The sequence below is a fragment of the Enterobacter genomosp. S genome, assembly GCF_001631805.1.
Classification (GTDB): domain Bacteria; phylum Pseudomonadota; class Gammaproteobacteria; order Enterobacterales; family Enterobacteriaceae; genus Enterobacter; species Enterobacter quasihormaechei.
Window position 1 is genome coordinate 203,731 of the sequence record NZ_LVVA01000001.1, and the last position, 21,977, is coordinate 225,707.

Genomic DNA, 21,977 nt, shown 5'->3' on the forward strand with positions numbered 1-21,977 from the left:
AGCGTTATTCATTGCCCCATTGATTCAGGAAGTTTGCGATATCGTCAATGCGCGCTTCATCAATATCCGCCTGGAGAGCCATCTCCCGCTGCGCCTCTTCACTGATTTCCTCATTGTTATATAAGCGAGTGAGCAGCAGCTGGAAATAGCGTGCCAGCGGCGTACGCTCTGCCTCTTCGACCGGTTTCGCCGTTTCAGTCGCATACTCATCGACGATGTCATAATACTTGAGCGGGATATCATGGTTCATAGCGTTTTTCCGTCTTTTGTGCATAAAAAACGGGAACCCTCAGGCTCCCGTTGTCATCTAACCCAGCGAATGGATTACATGTTCGCGATAATCGCGTCGCCAAACTCTGAGCATTTCAGCAGTTTAGCGCCTTCCATCAGACGTTCAAAGTCATAGGTGACGGTTTTGGCGTTAATCGCGCCTTCCATACCTTTAACAATCAGGTCTGCGGCTTCGAACCATTCCATATGACGCAGCATCATCTCTGCGGACAGAATGATAGAGCCTGGGTTGACTTTGTCCTGGCCTGCGTATTTCGGTGCAGTACCGTGAGTGGCTTCGAACAGAGCGCACTCGTCACCGATGTTCGCGCCCGGCGCGATACCGATACCGCCAACCTGTGCTGCCAGCGCATCAGAGATGTAGTCACCGTTCAGGTTCATACAGGCGATCACGTCATACTCAGCAGGACGCAGCAGGATCTGTTGCAGGAACGCATCGGCGATCACATCTTTAATGACGATCTCTTTACCGGTGTTCGGGTTCTTAATCTTCTGCCATGGGCCGCCGTCGATCAGCTCACCGCCGAACTCTTCGGTCGCCAGCTGGTAGCCCCAGTCTTTGAACGCGCCTTCGGTGAACTTCATGATGTTGCCTTTATGCACCAGCGTCACAGAGTCACGGTCGTTGGTGATCGCGTATTCGATAGCTGCACGCACCAGACGCTTGGTCCCTTCTTCGGAGCACGGCTTAATGCCGATACCGCAATGCTCTGGGAAGCGAATTTTCTTCACGCCCATCTCTTCGCGCAGGAATTTGATCACTTTTTCTGCATCAGCAGAATCCGCTTTCCATTCGATACCGGCGTAGATGTCTTCTGAGTTTTCACGGAAGATAACCATGTCGGTCAGTTCCGGGTGCTTAACCGGGCTTGGGGTGCCCTGGTAGTAACGTACCGGACGCAGACACACATACAGGTCCAGTTCCTGACGCAGCGCCACGTTCAGGGAGCGAATGCCGCCGCCAACTGGCGTGGTCAGAGGGCCTTTGATAGCAACGCGATAGTCGCGGATCAGGTCCAGCGTTTCGGCTGGCAGCCAGACGTCCTGGCCATAAACTTGAGTGGATTTTTCACCGGTGTAAATTTCCATCCAGGAAATTTTACGCTCGCCTTTGTAGGCTTTCTCAACAGCGGCATCAACCACTTTCAGCATTGCCGGGGTAACGTCTACGCCGATACCATCACCTTCGATGAACGGGATAATCGGGTTGTGAGGAACGTTAATCTTGCCGTTTTGCAGGGTGATCTTTTTACCTTCCGCCGGAACAACTACTTTGCTTTCCATTAACCTCTCCTTCGAGCGCTTCTGGTTGTTACTGATCTTATGTTAATAAATTGTAATGAGCCTTCCGATAGTACCTGATTGTCCGACGCCATGAAAGGTCTTCGTTATTAGGCTATAATGCGGCAATTGATAAAGCCTGAAAATACCATGAAGAAAACTTCTTTTAGAAAACACCGGGTTGAGCGATTCAGCTCACAACAAGCGACCAGAAGAACGCCAGAAACCCAGCCGACGCGGGTCATACTGTTCAATAAACCCTACGATGTTTTGCCGCAGTTTACCGATGAAGCCGGGCGCAGCACGCTGAAGGATTTTATACCCGTACAGGGTGTCTACGCGGCCGGGCGACTGGATCGCGACAGCGAAGGGCTGCTGGTGCTCACCAACGACGGCGTACTACAGGCCAGGCTTACTCAGCCGGGAAAACGTACCGGAAAAATTTACTACGTGCAGGTTGAAGGCGAGCCGGACGACGCCTCGCTGGCAAAGCTGCGCAACGGCGTGACGTTAAACGACGGTCCCACCCTGCCCGCGGGTATTGAGCGCGTGAATGAGCCCGAGTGGCTGTGGCCGCGCAATCCGCCGATTCGTGAGCGCAAATCCATTCCCACCAGCTGGCTTAAAATCACCCTTTATGAAGGCCGCAACCGACAGGTCAGGCGCATGACTGCACACGTGGGATTCCCTACCCTGCGACTCATTCGCTACGCGATGGGAAGCTACACGCTGGACGCACTGGCAAACGGGGAATGGCGTGACGTTACCCCCAAGGAGAACTGATGTTTAAACCTCATGTTACGGTCGCCTGCGTGGTCCACGCGCAGGGGAAATTCCTGGTGGTGGAAGAGACCATCAACGGCAAAGCGCTGTGGAATCAGCCTGCCGGGCACCTTGAAGCCAATGAAACCTTACTCCAGGCGGCAAAGCGCGAGCTGTGGGAGGAGACGGGTATCCGTGCCGAACCGCAGCACTTTATCCGCATGCATCAGTGGATAGCGCCTGACCGCACGCCTTTCCTGCGCTTTTTATTCGCCGTTGAGCTTAACGAAACGTGCGCCACTGAACCGCACGACGACGATATCGATCGCTGTCTGTGGGTGACTGCCGAGGAGATCCTGACCGCGCCAAACCTGCGCTCGCCGCTGGTTGCCGAAAGCATCCGCTGCTGGCAGTCTGCGGGCCGCCTGCCGCTGGATGTCATCGGAGAGTTTAACTGGCCGTTTACAGAGGGTGTCAATGGTGGGGGGGCGTGATAGAATACGCCGCCTTGAAGTTCAATGTCGTGAGTATTCCATGTCAGATAACAGCCAGAAAAAAGTGATCGTCGGCATGTCCGGCGGTGTCGATTCCTCCGTTTCCGCCTACCTGTTGCAGCAACAGGGCTATAAGGTGGAGGGCCTGTTCATGAAGAACTGGGAGGAAGACGATGGCGAGGAATACTGCACTGCCGCTGCGGATCTCGCCGATGCGCAGGCCGTATGCGATAAGCTCGGCATCGAACTGCACACCGTTAACTTTGCCGCAGAATACTGGGACAACGTCTTTGAGCTTTTCCTTGAAGAGTACAAAGCGGGCCGCACGCCGAACCCGGATATCCTGTGCAACAAAGAGATCAAATTCAAAGCCTTCCTGGAATTCGCCGCTGAAGACCTGGGCGCGGATTACATTGCGACCGGCCACTACGTGCGTCGCGCGGACGTGAATGGCAAAAGCCAGCTGCTGCGCGGTCTGGACGGCAACAAAGATCAGAGCTACTTCCTTTATACGCTGAGCCACGAACAGATTGCCCAGAGCCTGTTCCCGGTCGGCGAGCTGGAAAAGCCGGAAGTGCGTAAAATTGCTGAAGAGCTGGATCTGATCACCGCGAAGAAAAAAGACTCCACCGGTATCTGCTTTATCGGCGAGCGTAAATTCCGCGAATTCCTGGGCCGCTATCTGCCTGCACAACCGGGCAAAATTGTCACCGTTGATGGCGACGAAATCGGCCAGCATCAGGGACTGATGTACCACACCCTCGGCCAGCGCAAAGGTCTGGGTATTGGCGGCACCAAAGACGGCAGCGAAGATCCGTGGTACGTGGTCGACAAAGACGTCGAGAACAATATTCTGGTGGTGGCTCAGGGTCACGACCACCCGCGCCTGATGTCCGTTGGACTTATTGCGCAGCAGCTGCACTGGGTCGATCGCGAGCCGCTGAAAGGCACGCTGCGCTGCACCGTGAAAACGCGCTACCGCCAGACGGACATCCCTTGCACCGTGACCGCACTGGATGACGACCGCATTGACGTGCGTTTCGACGAGCCGGTTTCCGCCGTTACCCCTGGCCAGTCAGCTGTTTTCTACAGCGGCGACATTTGCCTCGGCGGTGGGATCATTGAACAGCGCCTGCCGCTGCCTGCTGTTTAAACCGTTTTCACACATAAAGGAGACCGTGTGGCGAAGAACTACTACGACATCACCCTGGCGCTGGCGGGAATTTGCCAGTCAGCCCGTCTGGTGCAACAGCTGGCGCATCAGGGTCATTGCGACGCCGATGCCCTGCACGTTTCACTTAACAGCGTTATCGATCTCAACCCGGGCTCCACGCTGGGCGTCTTTGGCGGCAGTGAAACCAACCTTCGTCTCGGTCTTGAAACCCTGCTCGGCGTGCTCAACGCCAGCAACCGTCAGGGATTGAACGCGGAGCTGACCCGCTATACCTTAAGCCTGATGGTACTGGAACGTAAGCTGAACGCGGCAAAAGGGGCAATGAATACCCTGGGTGACCGCATCGCCGGGCTACAGCGTCAGCTCGACCATTTTGATCTCCAGTCTGAAACCCTGCTGAGCGCGATGGCAGGCATCTACGTCGACGTGATTAGCCCGCTCGGTCCACGTATTCAGGTCACGGGTTCTCCTGCCGTATTGCAAAGCCCACAGGTACAGGCGAAGGTTCGCGCCTCGCTGCTAGCAGGCATTCGTGCCGCGGTGCTATGGCAACAGGTCGGCGGTGGCCGCCTACAGTTAATGTTTTCTCGTCATCGCCTGACGACTCAGGCAAAACAAATTCTTGCTCATTGTTAACCTCCCGGAGTTGCGAATTATGGAATTATCCTCACTGACCGCCGTATCCCCTGTCGATGGACGCTACGGCGATAAAGTCAGCGCGCTGCGCGGGATCTTCAGCGAATATGGCCTGCTGAAGTTCCGTGTTCAGGTTGAAGTACGCTGGCTGCAAAAGCTGGCCGCCCAGGCAGCAATCAAGGAAGTTCCTGCTTTTGACGAAAAGGCAAACGATTACCTTGATAAAATCGTTGCTGAGTTTAGCGAAGAAGATGCCGCGCGCATTAAGACCATTGAACGCACCACTAACCACGACGTGAAAGCGGTTGAGTACTTCCTGAAAGAGAAAGTGGAAAGCGTCCCGGCCCTGCATGCGGTATCGGAGTTTATTCACTTCGCCTGTACGTCCGAAGATATCAACAACCTGTCTCACGCGCTGATGCTCTCCACCGCGCGTAAAGAAGTGGTGCTGCCTTACTGGCGTAAAATCATCGACGCGGTGAAAGCGCTGTCCGTGGAATACCGCGACATTCCGCTGCTGTCCCGTACGCACGGCCAGCCGGCAACCCCATCCACCATGGGTAAAGAGATGGCGAACGTGGCGTACCGCATGGAACGCCAGTATCGTCAGCTGGAGCAGGTTGAGATCCTCGGCAAAATTAACGGTGCGGTGGGTAACTACAACGCCCACATCGCCGCGTACCCGGAAGTGGACTGGCACCAGTTCAGCGAAGCGTTCGTGACCTCTCTGGGCATTCAGTGGAACCCGTACACCACCCAGATTGAGCCGCATGACTACATCGCCGAGCTGTTTGACTGCATCGCGCGCTTTAACACCATCCTGATCGACTTTGATCGCGACGTCTGGGGTTATATCGCCCTGAACCACTTTAAGCAGAAGACCATCGCCGGAGAAATCGGTTCGTCCACCATGCCGCACAAGGTGAACCCAATCGACTTCGAAAACTCCGAAGGTAACCTGGGTCTGGCGAATGCCGTGTTGCAGCATATGGCGAGCAAGCTGCCGGTATCCCGCTGGCAGCGCGACCTGACCGACTCCACGGTGCTGCGTAACCTGGGCGTGGGCATTGGCTATGCGCTGATCGCGTATCAGTCTACCCTGAAAGGCGTGAGCAAACTGGAAGTGAACCGTGACCGACTGCTGGACGAACTGGATCACAACTGGGAAGTGCTGGCGGAGCCGATTCAGACCGTGATGCGTCGTTACGGCATTGAAAAACCGTATGAGAAACTCAAGGAGCTGACCCGCGGTAAACGCGTTGATGCTGAAGGTATGAAGCAGTTTATCGACGGTCTGGCGCTGCCAGAAGAAGAAAAAGCGCGCCTGAAAGAGATGACCCCCGCAAACTATATTGGCCGTGCCGTTACCATGGTTGACGAGCTGAAGTAATCGCCTTCCCCCTTTCCATCCGGAAAGGGGGCTGCTTTTCAACATCGTGCCAACGTTTTCATGCCCCGTTACAGGCTTTGCCGGGATTAAAGCCTGCTGTCAGGCTGATTGTTATTTTTCGTCGTGGAATAACTTTCCGGAATATAGCGTTTCAGGCCAAACGGGCACAGCCTGAACTGGCAAGGCGTCTCAACGGTGCACGGGCGATCCATCTCCTGCCGGTTCCCTGGACACGCGTTTTTCTTTTTGAAACCCATCCAACCTATTGATGTAAAGGGCATTGCCTGCGCTATCCATACTCTTCGGCGTCGGTCGTTAATCAGGATCCCCTGGCTTGAGGTGGTGATGATTTCACCTGCACGAACGTAATAATCCCCTTTAAGCCACAGAATGTAATTCAGGCCATAATGTGTTTCAACCTTGCAAAAGAGGGTACCGCTTTCCGGGCTCGCAATAGTCTCAACAACCTTCCATTCCATAAATGCCTCTTTACTCGATAAATTGCTGTTTAGTTGTGTAAAAATGCTGATTTACTGGTCCATATTATGTGGATCTAATTTCGCACCATAAAATAAGCGTAGACAAAGATGGAAAGATCGAAAACATCCTTACAAAAAAAAGGGCAATATTTACAAAACTTGCGCGCAGCTTAAGTACCTCGCGGGCTTTGTTCCCCCTCAATGCCGTTCTGACGATAAAGCCGCGCGCCCTCAACAGTTAATAAACAGATGGCTGTTTTATCCGGAATGCGGAAGCTTGCGAAAAGAAGTCGGTTTATATTACTTGCGCTTTTTTAGGGCATGAAAAAACCATTTAATTTCATCACGCTGATGTCAGCCTGGATAATCAGCGTTAAACTATTCATACCATTTATAAAGGGAGAAGTGATGATGCGCGTACTGGTTGTTGAGGATAACGCATTGCTACGTCATCACCTGAAAGTTCAGCTTCAGGAGATGGGCCATCAGGTGGACGATGCCGAAGACGCAAAAGAGGCCGATTATTATCTCAATGAACACCTGCCGGACATCGCCATCGTCGATTTAGGGCTGCCGGATGAAGACGGATTATCCCTTATTCGCCGCTGGCGTAGTCATGACGTTTCGCTGCCGGTGCTGGTGCTGACCGCACGCGAAGGCTGGCAGGACAAGGTTGAAGTATTGAGCGCAGGCGCGGATGACTACGTTACCAAACCCTTCCATATTGAAGAGGTTGCCGCACGTATGCAGGCGCTGCTGCGCCGTAACAGCGGGCTGGCGTCGCAGGTGATCTCTCTGCCGCCGTTCCAGGTGGATCTCTCCCGCCGCGAATTTTCCATTAATGATGAAGTGATCAAGCTGACCGCATTCGAATACACCATTATGGAAACGCTGATCCGTAACAACGGTAAAGTGGTAAGCAAGGACTCCCTGATGCTTCAGCTTTATCCGGATGCCGAGCTGCGCGAAAGCCATACCATTGACGTGCTGATGGGCCGCCTGCGCAAAAAAATTCAGGCGCAGTACCCGCACGACGTGATCACCACCGTGCGCGGTCAGGGCTACCTGTTCGAATTACGCTAAATGAAAGGGATTTTGCGCCACATTTTACCCCTTTCGCTGCGGGTTCGCTTTCTGCTGGCAACCGCCGCCGTCGTGCTGGTGCTGTCACTCTCCTACGGAATGGTGGCGTTGGTCGGGTACAGCGTAAGCTTCGATAAAACCACCTTCCGCCTGCTTCGCGGCGAAAGTAATCTGTTTTATACCCTGGCGAAATGGGAAAACAACCAAATCACCGTCGAGATGCCGGAAAACCTGAACCAGCAGAGCCCGACGCTGGCGCTGATCTACGATGAAAAAGGCAAATTGCTGTGGGCGCAGCGTGATGTTCCCTGGCTGAAAAAACGCATCCGTCCGGAATGGCTGAAAACCAACGGATTTCATGAAATAGAAGCCGACCTCAACTCGACCAGCATCCTGCTGCGAGACGATCGGGCGTTACAGAACAAGCTCAATGAGATCCGCGCCGAAGATGACGACACGGAGATGACCCACTCGGTGGCCATCAACCTGTATCCCGCTACCCTGAACATGCCTCAACTGACCATTGTGGTAATTGATACCATACCGGTTGAGCTAAAACGGTCGTATATGGTCTGGAACTGGTTCGTGTACGTTCTGGCGGCCAACCTGCTGCTGGTGATCCCTCTCCTGTGGGTCGCTGCGTGGTGGAGTCTTCGTCCGATTGAGTCCCTCGCCAAAGAGGTGCGCGAGCTGGAGGAGCATCACCGCGAGAAGCTGAACCCGGAGACCACGCGCGAGCTGACCAGCCTGGTGCGCAACCTCAACCGCCTGCTGAAAAGCGAACGTGAACGCTACGACAAGTATCGCACGACGCTCACCGATCTTACGCACAGCCTGAAAACCCCGCTGGCAGTGATGCAAAGCACCCTGCGCTCAATGCGCAGTTCTAAAATGAGCGTGGATGACGCCGAGCCGGTGATGCTGGAGCAAATCAGCCGGATTTCACAGCAGATTGGTTATTACCTGCACCGCGCCAGCATGCGTTCCGGAAGCGCCCTGTTGAGCCGCGAGCTGCACCCGGTAGCCCCGCTGCTGGATAACCTCACCTCTGCGCTGAACAAGGTATACCAGCGTAAAGGGGTCAATATCAGCCTGGATATCTCACCGGAAATTAGCTTTGTCGGCGAGAAGAATGACTTCATGGAAGTGATGGGAAACCTGCTCGATAACGCCTGTAAGTATTGTCTGGAGTTTGTCGAGGTGTCCGCGCGGGTAACGGATAACGAACTGCATATTATTGTTGAGGATGATGGTCCCGGCATTCCCCGTAATAAACGCGAAGTGGTATTTGACCGCGGTCAGCGCGCCGATACTCTGCGTCCGGGCCAGGGCGTGGGGCTGGCCGTCGCCCGGGAAATCGTCGATCAGTACGAGGGCAAGATCGAAACCGGTGAAAGTTTGCTGGGCGGCGCCCGTATGGAGGTCATTTTTGGCCGTCAACAGCCCGTATCGAACGATAGTTAACCCGGAATGTGAAAAATACGTGGATCTCGCCCCCAGGCTTCTTTGCTTCCGTTATAATCCGTCTCAGTAAGAGCCTGCGGAAAACAAAAATATGGATTATCAATTAACGCTTAACTGGCCCGATTTCATCGAACGTTACTGGCAAAAACGCCCGGTCGTTCTGAAACGCGGGTTCAGCAATTTTATCGACCCTATTTCACCTGACGAACTCGCGGGTCTGGCGATGGAAAACGAGGTGGACAGCCGTCTGGTGAGCCACCAGGACGGAAAATGGCAGGTCAGCCATGGTCCATTTGAAAGCTACGATCACCTGGGCGAAAGTAACTGGTCTTTACTGGTGCAAGCGGTCAATAACTGGCACGAACCCACCGCGGCCTTAATGCGCCCCTTCCGTGCCCTGCCGGACTGGCGAATGGACGATCTGATGATCTCCTTCTCCGTTCCCGGTGGCGGCGTGGGTCCGCATCTGGATCAGTACGACGTGTTTATCATTCAGGGTACCGGTCGCCGTCGCTGGCGCGTGGGCGAAAAGGTGCCAATGAAGCAGCACTGCCCGCACCCGGACCTGCTTCAGGTCGATCCGTTTGCAGGGATCATTGATGAAGAGCTGGAGCCGGGCGACATTCTGTATATCCCGCCAGGCTTCCCGCATGAAGGCTATTCGCTGGAAAACTCGCTGAACTATTCGGTCGGTTTCCGCTCGCCAAGCGGCCGCGAGATGATCAGCGGATTTGCTGATTATGTTTTACAGCGTGAGCTGGGCAGCTACCGTTACAGCGATCCGGACGTTCCGGCGCGTGAGCATCCGGCAGATATTCTGCCAGAGGAGCTGGATAAGCTGCGCGGTATGATGCTGGATCTGATCGGTGAACCGGAGCACTTCAGACAGTGGTTTGGCGAGTTTATCAGCCAGTCGCGTCATGAACTGGACGTCGCACCGCCAGAGCCACCGTATCAGGCGGATGAAATTTATGATGCACTCCAGCAGGGCGTTAAGCTGGTTCGTCTGGGCGGATTACGCGTGCTGCGCATTGGCGAAGAGGTATTCGTCAACGGCGAGCGTCTGGACTCCCCGCACCGTCCGGCGCTGGAAGCGATTGCCAGCCATATGGTGCTGTCTGCGGATACCTTTGGCGATGCGCTGGACGATCCGTCGTTCCTCGCCATGCTGGCCGCGCTGGTGAACAGCGGGTACTGGTTCTTTGAGGACTGATGTGTGATGTTTTCCGGGTGGCGGCTACGCCTTACCCGGTAAACAAAAACCGTTCCTGTAGGCCCGGTAAGCGAAGCGTCACCGGGCTTTTTTTTTACCGCTTCGCGGTTAACTCGGCTATGCGCACAATCACCTGCACCGCTTTCTCCATCCCTTCCAGCGTTACGAACTCATGCTTACCGTGGTAGTTATACCCGCCGGTAAACAGGTTCGGGCACGGCAGGCCCATAAACGACAGCTGCGAACCATCGGTTCCACCCCGGATCGGCTTCATCACCGGCTCAATGTCACAATCGCGCATCGCCTGCCGGGCGATATCCAGAATGTGCGGATGCTCCATCACCTTCTCACGCATATTGTAATAGCTGTCTTCAATGATGAGCTCAATATAGCAATCCGGATGCAGCCCCTTGCCGACCTTTTTCGCGATCTCCATCATCTTACGTTTGCGCGCCTCAAAGGCTTTGCGGTCAAAATCGCGGACAATATAGTGCATCTGCGCGCTGTCCACGGTCCCCTTGATGCTGGTCAGATGATAAAAACCCTCATACCCTTCCGTCATCTCCGGGCTCTCTTCGGCGGGAACTTCCGCATGTATACGCGCGGCCAGCGACAGCGCGTTCACCATCACTCCTTTCGCAGAACCCGGGTGCACGTTATTCCCAACGATTTTGATCGTCACCGATGCCGCGTTAAAGTTTTCATACTCCAGTTCGCCCACGCCGCCGCCGTCGACGGTGTACGCCCACTGAGCGTTAAACGCCTCAACGTCAAAGTGTTTCGCGCCCTTACCCACCTCTTCATCCGGCGTGAAGGCGACGCGGATATCGCCGTGCGGGATATTTTGTCCCTTCAGCACCGCCAGCGCCGTCATGATTTCGGCGATACCCGCTTTGTCATCGGCGCCCAGCAGGGTTTTGCCATCGGTGGTAATTAACGTCTGTCCCAGCAGCTGGTGCAGCACCGGGAACATCACCGGCGACAGCACCTCGTCACCAATCCCCAGCGCGATATCACCGCCGCGGTAGTTTTCAACAATCTGCGGATTAACGTGTTTACCGCTAAAATCTGGTGAGGTATCGACATGAGAAATAAAGCCAATCGCCGGGATATCCCCCTCAACGTTGGCCGGCAGCGTTCCCATCACGGTACCTTTTTCGCTCAGCGTGACGTTGACCAGCCCCATGGCCTCAAGCTGCTCTTTTAGCAGGTTGAGCAGCTTCCACTGGCCTTCGGTGCTGGGCACCTGTCGGACCCCCGGCTTAGATTGGGTATCCAGCGAAACGTAATGTAAAAAACGCTCAAGTAGTTTATCCATGCAGTCACCCTCACTTTTTGTGACAACATTATCAGTAAGCAGCAAAACGCAAATATTGCGTCAGGTCACTTTTATCCCGCAAACGAGAACTTTTTACGTTTATATCGTTCTGCGTTAATAAATGTAGCTTATGAATAAGTGAGAAGGATTGGCGATTCAATGGGTTTGCCGTAGAATGTCCGCCCTCATTACGAGTCACCAAGGTGGTTACACACAAACCCCGCTTCAGTCAGCTGTCTGAGGCGTCTATATGGGACAGCGCGAAAATTGAATACACAACCCCGTTCCCTTTCACCGCTGGTGCAACTGGAACGAATTCGTAAAAGTTTTGATGGCAAGGACGTCATTACCGACCTGAATCTGACCATCAATGACGGTGAGTTTCTCACGCTGCTTGGCCCCTCCGGCTGCGGCAAAACCACCGTCCTGCGCCTTATCGCCGGGCTGGAAAGCGTCGATAGCGGCCACATCCATCTTGAGAATCAGGACATTACCCAGGTTCCTGCCGAAGATCGCCACGTCAATACCGTCTTTCAGAGCTATGCCCTGTTCCCGCACATGACCGTGTTTGAGAACGTGGCGTTTGGCCTGCGGATGCAAAAAACAGCGGCCAGCGAGATCCCACCCCGCGTCACCGAAGCCCTGCGCATGGTGCAGCTGGAAGAGTTTGCCCAGCGAAAGCCGCATCAGCTATCCGGCGGACAGCAGCAGCGCGTGGCCATTGCCCGCGCCGTGGTCAACAAACCGCGCCTGCTCCTGCTGGATGAATCCCTCTCCGCGCTGGACTACAAGCTGCGCAAGCAGATGCAGAACGAGCTGAAAGCGCTTCAGCGTAAACTCGGCATCACGTTCGTGTTTGTTACTCACGATCAGGAAGAAGCCCTGACCATGTCGGACCGTATCGTGGTGATGCGCGACGGCAAGATTGAGCAGGACGGCACGCCGCGTGAAATTTACGAAGAGCCGAAAAACCTGTTCGTCGCCAGCTTCATTGGTGAAATCAATATTTTCAACGCCACGGTGATTGAGCGTCTGGACGAGCAGCGCGTGCGCGCTAACGTGGAAGGCCGCGAATGCAACATCACGGTGAACTTTGCCGTGGAAAAGGGACAAAGGCTCAATGTGCTGCTGCGCCCGGAAGATCTCCGCGTCGATGAGATCCACGACACGGCTGACGCCGAAGGTCTGATCGGTTACGTTCGCGAGCGCAACTATAAAGGCATGACCCTCGAATCCGTGGTCGAACTGGAAAACGGCAAAATGGTGATGGTCAGTGAGTTCTTCAACGAGGACGATCCGGACTTCGACCACTCGCTGGATCAGAAGATGGTCATCAACTGGGTAGAAAGCTGGGAGGTTGTACTGGCTGATGAAGAACACAAGTAAGTTCCAGAATGTGGTGATTGCCACGATCGTCGGTTGGCTTGTGTTGTTTGTCTTTCTACCCAACCTGATGATCATCGTAACCAGCTTCCTGACCCGCGACGACGCGAACTTCGTCGCGATGGTCTTTACGCTGGACAACTACGCGCGCTTGCTCGATCCGCTGTACTTTGACGTGCTGCTGCACTCGCTCAATATGGCGCTGATTGCCACCGTTGCCTGTCTGGTGCTGGGGTATCCGTTCGCGTGGTTCCTGGCTCGCCTGCCGCAAAAAGTGCGTCCGCTGCTGCTATTTTTACTGATTGTGCCCTTCTGGACCAACTCGTTAATCCGCATCTACGGGCTGAAGATCTTCCTCAGCACCAAAGGTTACCTGAACGAGTTTCTGCTGTGGCTGGGGATTATCGATACGCCGATCCGCATTATGTTCACCCCGAGCGCGGTGATCGTCGGCCTGGTCTATATCCTGCTGCCGTTTATGGTGATGCCGCTCTACTCCAGCATTGAAAAGCTTGATAAACCGCTGCTGGAAGCCGCGAGAGACCTGGGGGCCAGCAAGCTGCAAACCTTTATCCGCATCATTATTCCGCTGACCATGCCGGGCATTATCGCCGGCTGTCTGCTGGTCATGCTGCCGGCGATGGGCCTGTTCTACGTGTCGGACCTGATGGGCGGGGCGAAAAACCTGCTGATCGGCAACGTGATCAAGAGCCAGTTCCTGAACATCCGCGACTGGCCGTTCGGCTCGGCTACCAGCATTACTCTGACGGTGGTGATGGGGCTGATGCTGCTGGTCTACTGGCGTGCCTCGCGCTTGCTGAACAAGAAGGTGGAGCTGGAATGATCGGTCGACTGCTTCGCGGCGGTTTTATGACCGCCATTTATGCGTATCTCTATATTCCGATAATCATTTTGATTGTGAACTCGTTTAACAGTTCACGCTTCGGGATCAACTGGCAAGGGTTTACCACCAAATGGTATGGCCTGCTGATGAACAATGACAGCCTTCTCCAGGCCGCGCAGCACTCGCTGACGATGGCGGTGTTCTCTGCCACCTTCGCGACGCTGATTGGCTCGCTGACCGCCGTGGCGCTGTACCGCTACCGTTTTCGCGGTAAGCCGTTCGTCAGCGGCATGCTGTTTGTGGTGATGATGTCCCCGGACATCGTGATGGCCATTTCACTGCTGGTGCTGTTTATGCTGCTGGGCGTCCAGCTCGGTTTCTGGTCGCTGCTGTTCTCGCATATCACCTTCTGCCTGCCGTTTGTGGTGGTGACCGTCTACGCGCGTCTGAAAGGGTTCGACGTGCGCATGCTGGAAGCGGCGAAAGATCTGGGTGCCAGCGAGATGACTATTCTGCGCAAAATCATCCTGCCGCTGGCGATGCCTGCCGTTGCAGCCGGGTGGTTGCTCAGCTTTACCCTGTCGATGGACGATGTGGTCGTGTCCTCCTTCGTCACCGGGCCGAGCTATGAAATTCTGCCGTTGAAGATCTACTCAATGGTTAAAGTCGGTGTTTCACCCGAAGTGAACGCGCTGGCGACTATTCTGTTGGTGTTATCGCTGGTTCTGGTCATTGCCAGCCAGGTTATTGCTCGTGATAAAACAAAATCTCAGGGGACACAGAAATGAAAAAAATGCTTGCCGCTGCGGCGCTGGTGCTTGGTATGGGTGCCGCGCACGCTGATGACAGTAAAACGCTCTATTTCTACAACTGGACCGAGTATGTGCCGCCGGGCCTGCTGGAGCAGTTCACCAAAGAGACGGGCATCAAGGTGATCTATTCCACCTATGAGTCGAATGAGACCATGTATGCCAAGCTTAAAACCTACAAAGATGGCGCGTATGACCTGGTGGTGCCGTCGACCTATTTCGTCGACAAAATGCGCAAAGAGGGCATGATCCAGAAGATCGACAAAACGAAGCTAACCCATTTTTCAAACCTAGATCCTGAGATGCTGAACAAACCGTTCGACCCCAACAACGACTACTCCATTCCCTACATCTGGGGCGCGACGGCAATTGGCGTCAACAGCGACGCCGTCGATCCAAAAACGGTTTCCTCGTGGGCCGACCTGTGGAAGCCGGAATACAAAAGCAGCCTGCTGTTAACCGACGATGCGCGTGAAGTGTTCCAGATTGCGCTGCGTAAACTCGGCTATTCCGGCAACACCACCGATCCGAAAGAGATCGAAGCAGCGTATAACGAACTGAAAAAGCTGATGCCAAACGTGGCGGCGTTCAACTCCGATAACCCGGCCAACCCGTATATGGAAGGAGAAGTGAACCTTGGGATGGTCTGGAACGGCTCGGCGTTCGTTGCGCGTCAGGCCGGGACACCGCTGGAGGTGGTCTGGCCGAAAGAAGGCGGGATCTTCTGGATGGACAGCCTCTCAATTCCGGCTAATGCGAAAAACGTGGATGGCGCCCTGAAGCTGATTAACTTCCTGCTGCGCCCGGACGTGGCAAAACAGGTGGCGGAAACCATCGGCTATCCGACGCCGAACCTGGCCGCGCGGAAGCTGCTAAGCCCTGAAGTGGCGAATGATAAATCGCTTTATCCGGACGCTGAAACCATCAGCAAAGGGGAATGGCAGAACGACGTCGGTGACGCGAGCCGCCTTTATGAAGAGTATTATCAGAAGCTGAAAGCAGGTCGTTAATGCATAACGGGCGACACAAGGTCGCCCGTTACCCTTACAGCCCCTTCAGGAGTTTATCCACAAAGGCCGGCACCACTTCGCTTGCCAGACCGTAATGCTTCTCTTCAAACTCGCTGCCGACCTGGCTTGGCTCCAGATTGAGCTCCACCGTATGGGCACCTTGCAGTCGCGCTTCGTGCACAAATCCCGCCGCCGGATAGACATGGCCTGAGGTACCAATGGCGATAAAGACGTCCGCCATGGCCAGGGCACTGTAGATCTCATCCATTCCCAGCGGCATTTCGCCAAACCAGACCACGTGCGGACGCAGACGCGAAGGAAACTGGCAGCAGTGGCAGCGGTCTTCGTCCAGCACGTCCTCTTTCCAGTCCAGCACCTGACCGCTCCATGCGCACCGCACCTTGAGCAGTTCGCCGTGCATGTGAATGACGTTGCGGTTACCGGCTCTTTCGTGAAGATTGTCGATGTTTTGCGTCACCAGCAGAAAACGATCTCCCAGCGCCTCCTCCAGCTTTGCCAGCGCCAGGTGCGCCGCGTTTGGCGCAATCTCCGGCTGCTGAAGCTGACGACGGCGGGCGTTGTAGAACGCCTGAACCAGCGCCGGATCGCGGGCGAAACCTTCCGGCGTCGCCACATCTTCAACTCGGTGTTCTTCCCACAGCCCGTCCGCCGCGCGGAAGGTCTGAATACCGGACTCGGCGGAGATCCCCGCCCCGGTCAACACCACCACTCTGGGTTTATCCATCGCTTCTGGCATCATCCTGTCTCTGAAAAAGATCCGCTGACGCAGGCGTTCACGTAAGCGGCGTTTATTTTTGCGAAAACGGCTGAGTCGACCCTGGCGACGCGACAGCATAGTAACCTCGTAAACTAATCGGTGAGATGAAGGAATGCGGCTCCGCGCATGCCTCCTGCGTCCCCGTGTCGCGCACGCTCAATGCGCGGCACGCGGGCGACCGGTAATAAATGTCGGGGCAGACGCCCGGACAACTGTTCCGTAATCGCAGTGAAGTTTGACAGCCCTCCCCCAATCACCAGCAGATCCGGGTCGACGATGGTCAGGATGTTACCCAGACACACCGCCAGCAGGTCGAGATAGCGTTCAACGTGCTCTCGCGCCTGCGCATCCCCTTGTTCCCACAAGGTAATGATTTGGGGGGCCTCAAGTTTCTGATGATAGAAGTGTTCATACAGCCATGCAAACCCCCGTCCCGACAGATAGTTTTCAATGCAGCCGTGCTGACCACAGCCGCAGCGGGAAAGCGGGAAATCGCGCCCTACTACCTCCAGCGCATCCACCGGGAGACGGATATGACCAAACTCCCCGGTGATGTAGCTGCGCCCGGTAATCGGCTTGCCGTTGATGACAATCCCCCCGCCTACGCCGGTACCGAGGATCAGCCCCATCACCAGCGGATAGCGGCGGAATTCATCGTCCCAGGCTTCAGAGAGGGCAAAGCAGTTGGCATCGTTATCTAAACGCACGTCGCGTTCAAGGAGGGCTGAAAGATCGGCGCGCAGCGGTTTACCGCTGGCGGCAGGCACGTTGGCGGCATACAGCGTGCCATCATCGGTTTCGGGCATACCCGGAATTCCAATGCCGACGCTGCCCTTAACGCCAAACCGCTCATCCGCCTGCGCTACCAGCGCGGCGATAGCGGTTAAAAATTCATCGTAACTTTCACGCGGCGTGGGCACGCGGGTTTCCCACTGGAGTGTGAGATCGTTATCAAACACGCCGAGCGCAATCTTGGTGCCGCCAATATCAAATCCGTAATACATGATGCATTCCTCTGCTTGATTCAGCGGCCCAAAGACCGCTAAACCATGACGAAATTACTGGCCACTTAATACCCTCGCCGGATCGATACGGCTTGCGCGACGCGCCGGATACCAGCTTGCCAGCAGACTCAGTAAAAGTGCTGTAACCAGCACATAAATAACGTCCAGCCAGTGCAGTTCAGACGGCAGGAAGTCAATAAAATAGATATCGCCGGACAGGAACTGATGGCCGATAAGCGTTTCAATCCCGTTGATAATCGGCGTCAGCTGAAGAGACACTACCACGCCGATGACCACGCCGCAGAGGCTGCCAAACAGCCCCGCCAGCAAACCGTACCAGACGAAAATGGCGCGAATAAGACCGTCTTTTGCCCCGAGGGTACGCAACACGGCGATGTCGCCGCTCTTATCCTTAACGGCCATGACCAGCGTCGAGACGATATTAAAGCACGCCACCCCAATCACCAGCACCATCGCCAGATACATAATTGCGCGGATCATCTGGATATCGCGGTACATATAGCCGTAAGTGCCTATCCAGCTTTTGATGTAGACGTAGCTATTGGTCACGCTGCCGGCATCACGCACCAGCTTATTAGCGTTGAAAACGTCGTTAACCTTAATAGCTATCCCCGTCACGCTATCGCTCATGTCCAGGTACTGACGCGCATCTTCCAGCGGCACCATGGCGAAGCTATGGTCGAGCTGGCCGCTCAACTGCAAAATACCGGTGACGTGCAGACGCACGCGTTTAGGCTGCTGCAATTTGTGGTCAGCGCTGGCGTTCGGGATCATGATCGATACCCAGTCGCCTTGCTTCACCTTCAGCGCGTCGGCAACGCCTTTGCCCATGATGATCTGCTGCTCGCCGGCCTTAAAGTTTGCCCATGCGCCATTTTGCACGTAGCGCGGCAGCGCGCTCAGACGCGCTTCCTGACGAGGATTTACCCCTTTCACCTGGATGGCGCGCAGGTTTACCCCACTCTCCACCAGCCCGGTAAAGTTGATATAAGGTGCAGCCGCCGCGATGCCCGGCACTTTTTCCACTTTGTTCAGGGCATCCTGCCAGTTGGACCACGGCTGGTTAACCGGCTCGATTTCACCGTGAGGAACAACGGCCAGAATGCGGTTATTCAGTTCACGCTCAAAGCCATTCATGGCGCTTAAGCCGACGATCAGCACCGCCACGCCCAGGGCAATACCGATGGTGGAGATGACGGAGATAAGGGATACCATCCCACTCCGGCGACGACCGCGGCTAAAGCGTAACCCGATGAGTAACGATAACGGTGAAGCCATTACTCCGCTCCCATCAGCGTCAGTTCTGCGTTCAGACGACCGTCGCGCATTTCCAGCTGACGGCCCATCCGCTTAGCCAGCTGCAAATCGTGGGTCACCACCAGAAACGCGGTACCCTGCGCGGCGTTCAGTTCGCCGAGAAGCTGGAAAATGCTGTCTGCGTTACGCGCATCGAGGTTACCTGTCGGTTCATCCGCCAGCACCAGGCGCGGGTTGTTGACCAGCGCGCGGGCGATCGCCACACGCTGACGTTCGCCGCCGGAAAGCTCGGACGGACGGTGATTACCGCGATGTCCCAGCCCTACCGCGTTTAGCATGTCGCTGGCGCGGGCATTAATTTCTGCCGGTTTCTTTTTACCAATCAGCAGCGGCATCGCCACGTTTTCCAGCGCCGTGAAGTCCGGCAGCAGATGGTGGAACTGATAGATAAAGCCCAGCTCGCGGTTACGCAGCTCGGCTTTCGCCGTTGACGACATTTTACTCAGCGGCTGTCCGGAGAAGATCACATCACCTTCGGTTGGGGTGTCGAGCCCGCCCAGCAGGTGCAGCAGCGTACTTTTACCGGAACCGGAACTGCCGACAATCGCCATCATCTCGCCTTCACCCACGCTAAAGCTCACATTGTGCAGCACGTCGGTCTGCACAGCGCCTTCCTGATAGCGTTTGGACAGGTTGTCGCACTGCAACAGGATCTTATTCATAACGTAAAGCCTCAGCGGGTTGAGTGGCGGCAGCCCGCCAGGAAGGATAAAGCGTAGAAAGCAGCGCAATGGCCATCGCGGCCAGCGCAATACCGACCACCTGTAGCGGCTCGATAGCCACCGGCAGCGCCGCGCCATCGAGTAGCGCGCCGATGATCGGCATCAGATTGTTGAGCTGGCTGGCGAGCAGCGCGCCCAGCGCCGCCCCGAGCAGCGCACCGATGATGCCGGCGCTGGCGCCCTGAACCATAAATACCGCCATGATCTGGCGCGGGGTCAGGCCCTGGGTTTGCAGAATGGCGACTTCGCCCTGCTTCTCCATCACCATTAGCCCCAGCGAGGTGATGATGTTAAACGCGGCAACGGCCACGATCAGGCTTAGCAGCAGCCCCATCATGTTTTTCTCCATGCGCACGGCCTGGAACAGCTCGCCTTTACGGTCACGCCAGTCCTGCCATTTCGTCCCTTCCGGTAACGCCTGCTGGCTGAGGGTGTCTACCTTCAGCGGCGCGTCAAGCCACAGACGCCAGCCGGTAATATTGCCCGCCGGGTAGCGCATCAGACGCGAGGCGTCCTGAATGTTAACCAACATCTGGTAACCATCGACTTCGCTGTTCGCCGCAAACGTGCCAATCACGTTGAACAGGCGCTGGCTTGGCAGACGCCCCATCGGGGTAAACTGGCTGGCTGAGGGCACCATCACGCGCAGCCGATCGCCACGGTTAACGCCAAGCTGCCCGGCCAGCTGCTCGCCGAGGATGACGTTATATTTACCCGGCTCAAGGTCGGTTTGCTTCACGTTAACCAGGTACGGCGTCAGCGGATCTTTTTGCGCCGGATCGATACCGAGCATCACCCCGACCGCCACGCTGCGGGCGCTTTGCAGCACCACATCGCCCGTTGTAAGGGGCGCAACGCGGGTAACACCCTGTAACTTCACCGCGCTTTCCGGCAGCTGTTGCGGGTTAACGGAACCCTGAGTGGAAGAGAGAACGGCCTGCGGCATCAGCCCCAGGATATTGTTTTGCAGCTCGCGCTCGAAGCCATTCATGACGGAAAGCACCGTCACCAGTGCCATCACGCCAAGCGTAATGCCAATAGTCGAAAGCCAGGAGACAAAGCGACCGAAGCGGTCCGCGGCGCGCCCACGCATGTAACGTAAGCCTATGAAGAGTGCGACAGGTTGATACATGAAATCCGTCTGTTTGCTGATAGCAGACCCACGAGTATATAAGCGAATCCGTTAAGCGTAAATGACTGAAACCGTAAGATTCGGTAATCATTTTTCCGAAAAATTCAGATAAATCATCATGCTACTGACCGAACTTCCGCCAGGCAGCCTCCACCTTTTCCGAAAATCGTCCTGATACAGACTGTTACCCGTTACATCAGGGCTTCATTTTACAACAATCGGCGTTTCGTTTATGGCAACAAGGTCGTCACGCACCATGAAACAAAAAGCATTATGGATTAACCAGATAAAAGGCCTGTGCATCTGCCTGGTGGTAATTTACCACTCGGTGATCACCTTTTATCCTCACCTGGACGGGCTACAGCATCCGCTATCAGGCCTTCTCGCCAAATGCTGGGTCTACTTTAACCTTTACCTTGCCCCGTTCCGTATGCCGGTATTTTTCTTCATCTCCGGCTATTTGATCCGCCGATACATTGACGAGGTGAACTGGCGCACCAGTCTCGACAAGCGCATCTGGAGCATCGTCTGGGTACTGGCGCTGTGGGGCGTGCTGCAATGGCAGGCGCTGACCCATCTGAACGCCTGGCTCGCCCCCGAGCGTGAACTGGCAACATCATCCAATGCGGCTTATGCCGATTCCGTTTCAGGGTTTGTGCTGGGGATGCTCACGGCCAGCACCAGCCTGTGGTATTTGTACGCTTTAGTGGTCTACTTCACGCTCTGTAAGCTGCTGAGCCGCTGGAAACTGCCGATGCTGGGGATTCTGGCGCTGGCAAGCGTCGCAATTAACGTCCTGCCGCTGCCGTGGTGGGGAATGAACAGCGTCGTGCGCAATATGATCTACTACAGCCTCGGCGCATGGTACGGCGCGCAGCTGATGGCGTGGATGAAAGGGCTGAATCTGCGCCGCAGCTGGCTGGCACTCATTGCCTCTGCCGCGCTGTCCGTGGTGCTGTGGTTCGCTAACGTCCCTCTGCCGCTCTCTCTGCTGTCGATCGTGGTCATTATGAAACTTTTCTACAGCATTGAGCAGCGTTATGCCGTTCGCCCCAATAATCTGCTGAACGTCATCGGGTCGAACACTATCGCGATTTACACCACCCACCGCATTTTAATTGAGGCGTTTAGCCTGATCCTGATCGGCGAAATGAATGCGGCATACTGGCCGGCCTGGGCTGAACTTGCGTTGATTCTGGTCTATCCGTTTATCAGCCTGCTCGTCTGCACGCTGGTCGGGCTGGGGGCCCGTAAGCTCTCGACCGCCCTCTTTGGCGATTTTTTCTTCTCCCCACCCGCGCGTGTTTCACCCGTGCCCGTTACCCGCTAATCTGCCCCGCCCCCATCCGGGGGCTCTTTTCCTCTTGTGCGG

At 55.5% G+C, this 21,977-nt stretch carries 22 protein-coding genes; 13 read left to right on the forward strand and 9 right to left on the reverse strand.

Going from position 1 to position 21,977, the window contains the following annotated elements; translation table 11 throughout:
• Nucleotides 1–4 precede the first annotated feature (4 nt).
• Both A3466_RS01020 and icd read right to left on the reverse strand, forming a co-directional pair.
• Entirely contained in the window at nt 5–250 is a 246-nt protein-coding gene (locus A3466_RS01020; RefSeq protein ID WP_063449031.1) for a YmjA family protein, read from the reverse strand.
• 74 nt (nt 251–324) lie between these two features.
• Nucleotides 325–1,575 carry an NADP-dependent isocitrate dehydrogenase gene (gene icd / locus A3466_RS01025; protein WP_045327001.1) on the reverse strand — a complete coding sequence of 417 codons (1,251 nt, stop codon included), beginning with the start codon at nt 1,573–1,575 and terminating at the stop codon, nt 325–327.
• Nucleotides 1,576–1,692: 117 nt separating this feature from the next.
• On the opposite strand from icd, the gene rluE reads away from it, so the two are divergent.
• From rluE to purB, 5 genes are read left to right on the forward strand one after another with little or no spacing between them, the layout of a single operon-like run.
• Nucleotides 1,693–2,355 (forward strand): 23S rRNA pseudouridine(2457) synthase RluE, encoded by a 663-nt coding sequence (rluE, locus tag A3466_RS01030; protein ID WP_063449032.1) that lies wholly within the window; start codon nt 1,693–1,695, stop codon nt 2,353–2,355.
• Nucleotides 2,355–2,828, forward strand: coding sequence for an NUDIX hydrolase (locus A3466_RS01035; protein ID WP_063449033.1), 474 nt, complete (start codon nt 2,355–2,357; stop codon nt 2,826–2,828). Before rluE ends, A3466_RS01035 begins: the two co-directional genes overlap by 1 nt.
• A 40-nt stretch (nt 2,829–2,868) precedes the next feature.
• Nucleotides 2,869–3,981, forward strand: a complete 1,113-nt coding sequence (gene mnmA, locus A3466_RS01040; RefSeq protein ID WP_063449034.1) for a tRNA 2-thiouridine(34) synthase MnmA — start codon at nt 2,869–2,871, stop codon at nt 3,979–3,981.
• 27 nt (nt 3,982–4,008) lie between these two features.
• Entirely contained in the window at nt 4,009–4,638 is a 630-nt protein-coding gene (hflD, locus tag A3466_RS01045) for a high frequency lysogenization protein HflD (RefSeq protein ID WP_006809213.1), read from the forward strand.
• Between the two features lie 19 nt (nt 4,639–4,657).
• Entirely contained in the window at nt 4,658–6,028 is a 1,371-nt protein-coding gene (gene purB / locus A3466_RS01050; protein WP_063449035.1) for an adenylosuccinate lyase, read from the forward strand.
• Between the two features lie 86 nt (nt 6,029–6,114).
• Here purB and A3466_RS01055 read toward each other — a convergent pair whose 3' ends face one another.
• Complete coding sequence (locus A3466_RS01055) at nt 6,115–6,507, reverse strand: hypothetical protein (protein ID WP_167349520.1); 393 nt, start codon at nt 6,505–6,507, stop codon at nt 6,115–6,117.
• Nucleotides 6,508–6,918: 411 nt separating this feature from the next.
• Between A3466_RS01055 and phoP the strand changes: the two genes are divergently transcribed.
• The 3 genes from phoP (at nt 6,919) to A3466_RS01070 (ending at nt 10,267) form a co-directional block, all read left to right on the forward strand.
• Nucleotides 6,919–7,590, forward strand: coding sequence for a two-component system response regulator PhoP (gene phoP, locus A3466_RS01060; RefSeq protein ID WP_026094318.1), 672 nt, complete (start codon nt 6,919–6,921; stop codon nt 7,588–7,590).
• Nucleotides 7,591–9,054 carry a two-component system sensor histidine kinase PhoQ gene (gene phoQ, locus A3466_RS01065; RefSeq protein WP_063449036.1) on the forward strand — a complete coding sequence of 488 codons (1,464 nt, stop codon included), beginning with the start codon at nt 7,591–7,593 and terminating at the stop codon, nt 9,052–9,054. It begins immediately after the preceding gene.
• 91 nt (nt 9,055–9,145) lie between these two features.
• A complete protein-coding gene (locus tag A3466_RS01070; RefSeq protein ID WP_063449037.1) occupies nt 9,146–10,267 on the forward strand; it encodes a cupin domain-containing protein in 1,122 nt (373 codons plus the stop codon).
• A gap of 94 nt (nt 10,268–10,361) precedes the next feature.
• Here A3466_RS01070 and pepT read toward each other — a convergent pair whose 3' ends face one another.
• Complete coding sequence (gene pepT / locus A3466_RS01075; protein ID WP_063449038.1) at nt 10,362–11,585, reverse strand: peptidase T; 1,224 nt, start codon at nt 11,583–11,585, stop codon at nt 10,362–10,364.
• A 237-nt stretch (nt 11,586–11,822) separates the two neighbouring features.
• Between pepT and potA the strand changes: the two genes are divergently transcribed.
• Genes potA through potD form a run of 4 tightly spaced genes read left to right on the forward strand, consistent with a single transcriptional unit; the run spans nt 11,823 to nt 15,631 of the window.
• On the forward strand, nt 11,823–12,971 hold the full coding sequence (gene potA / locus A3466_RS01085) for a spermidine/putrescine ABC transporter ATP-binding protein PotA (protein ID WP_167349521.1): 1,149 nt from the start codon (nt 11,823–11,825) through the stop codon (nt 12,969–12,971).
• Entirely contained in the window at nt 12,955–13,812 is an 858-nt protein-coding gene (potB, locus tag A3466_RS01090; RefSeq protein WP_063449041.1) for a spermidine/putrescine ABC transporter permease PotB, read from the forward strand. The genes potA and potB overlap by 17 nt, the downstream gene beginning before the upstream one ends.
• Nucleotides 13,809–14,600: a spermidine/putrescine ABC transporter permease PotC gene (gene potC, locus A3466_RS01095; RefSeq protein ID WP_015570805.1), complete on the forward strand. Its 792-nt coding sequence runs from the start codon at nt 13,809–13,811 to the stop codon at nt 14,598–14,600. The genes potB and potC overlap by 4 nt, the downstream gene beginning before the upstream one ends.
• A complete protein-coding gene (gene potD, locus A3466_RS01100; protein WP_063449042.1) occupies nt 14,597–15,631 on the forward strand; it encodes a spermidine/putrescine ABC transporter substrate-binding protein PotD in 1,035 nt (344 codons plus the stop codon). Before potC ends, potD begins: the two co-directional genes overlap by 4 nt.
• 34 nt (nt 15,632–15,665) lie before the next feature.
• Here potD and cobB read toward each other — a convergent pair whose 3' ends face one another.
• Genes cobB through lolC form a run of 5 tightly spaced genes read right to left on the reverse strand, consistent with a single transcriptional unit; the run spans nt 15,666 to nt 20,605 of the window.
• On the reverse strand, nt 15,666–16,487 hold the full coding sequence (gene cobB / locus A3466_RS01105) for a Sir2 family NAD+-dependent deacetylase (RefSeq protein WP_063449043.1): 822 nt from the start codon (nt 16,485–16,487) through the stop codon (nt 15,666–15,668).
• Between the two features lie 14 nt (nt 16,488–16,501).
• Complete coding sequence (gene nagK, locus A3466_RS01110; RefSeq protein ID WP_063449044.1) at nt 16,502–17,413, reverse strand: N-acetylglucosamine kinase; 912 nt, start codon at nt 17,411–17,413, stop codon at nt 16,502–16,504.
• A 54-nt stretch (nt 17,414–17,467) separates the two neighbouring features.
• Nucleotides 17,468–18,712, reverse strand: coding sequence for a lipoprotein-releasing ABC transporter permease subunit LolE (gene lolE, locus A3466_RS01115; protein ID WP_063449045.1), 1,245 nt, complete (start codon nt 18,710–18,712; stop codon nt 17,468–17,470).
• On the reverse strand, nt 18,712–19,413 hold the full coding sequence (gene lolD, locus A3466_RS01120) for a lipoprotein-releasing ABC transporter ATP-binding protein LolD (RefSeq protein WP_032624471.1): 702 nt from the start codon (nt 19,411–19,413) through the stop codon (nt 18,712–18,714). The genes lolE and lolD overlap by 1 nt, the downstream gene beginning before the upstream one ends.
• Complete coding sequence (gene lolC / locus A3466_RS01125; protein ID WP_063449046.1) at nt 19,406–20,605, reverse strand: lipoprotein-releasing ABC transporter permease subunit LolC; 1,200 nt, start codon at nt 20,603–20,605, stop codon at nt 19,406–19,408. The genes lolD and lolC overlap by 8 nt, the downstream gene beginning before the upstream one ends.
• A 256-nt stretch (nt 20,606–20,861) precedes the next feature.
• Between lolC and A3466_RS01130 the strand changes: the two genes are divergently transcribed.
• Nucleotides 20,862–21,935, forward strand: a complete 1,074-nt coding sequence (locus A3466_RS01130; RefSeq protein ID WP_063449047.1) for an acyltransferase family protein — start codon at nt 20,862–20,864, stop codon at nt 21,933–21,935.
• Nucleotides 21,936–21,977: the final 42 nt, after the last annotated feature.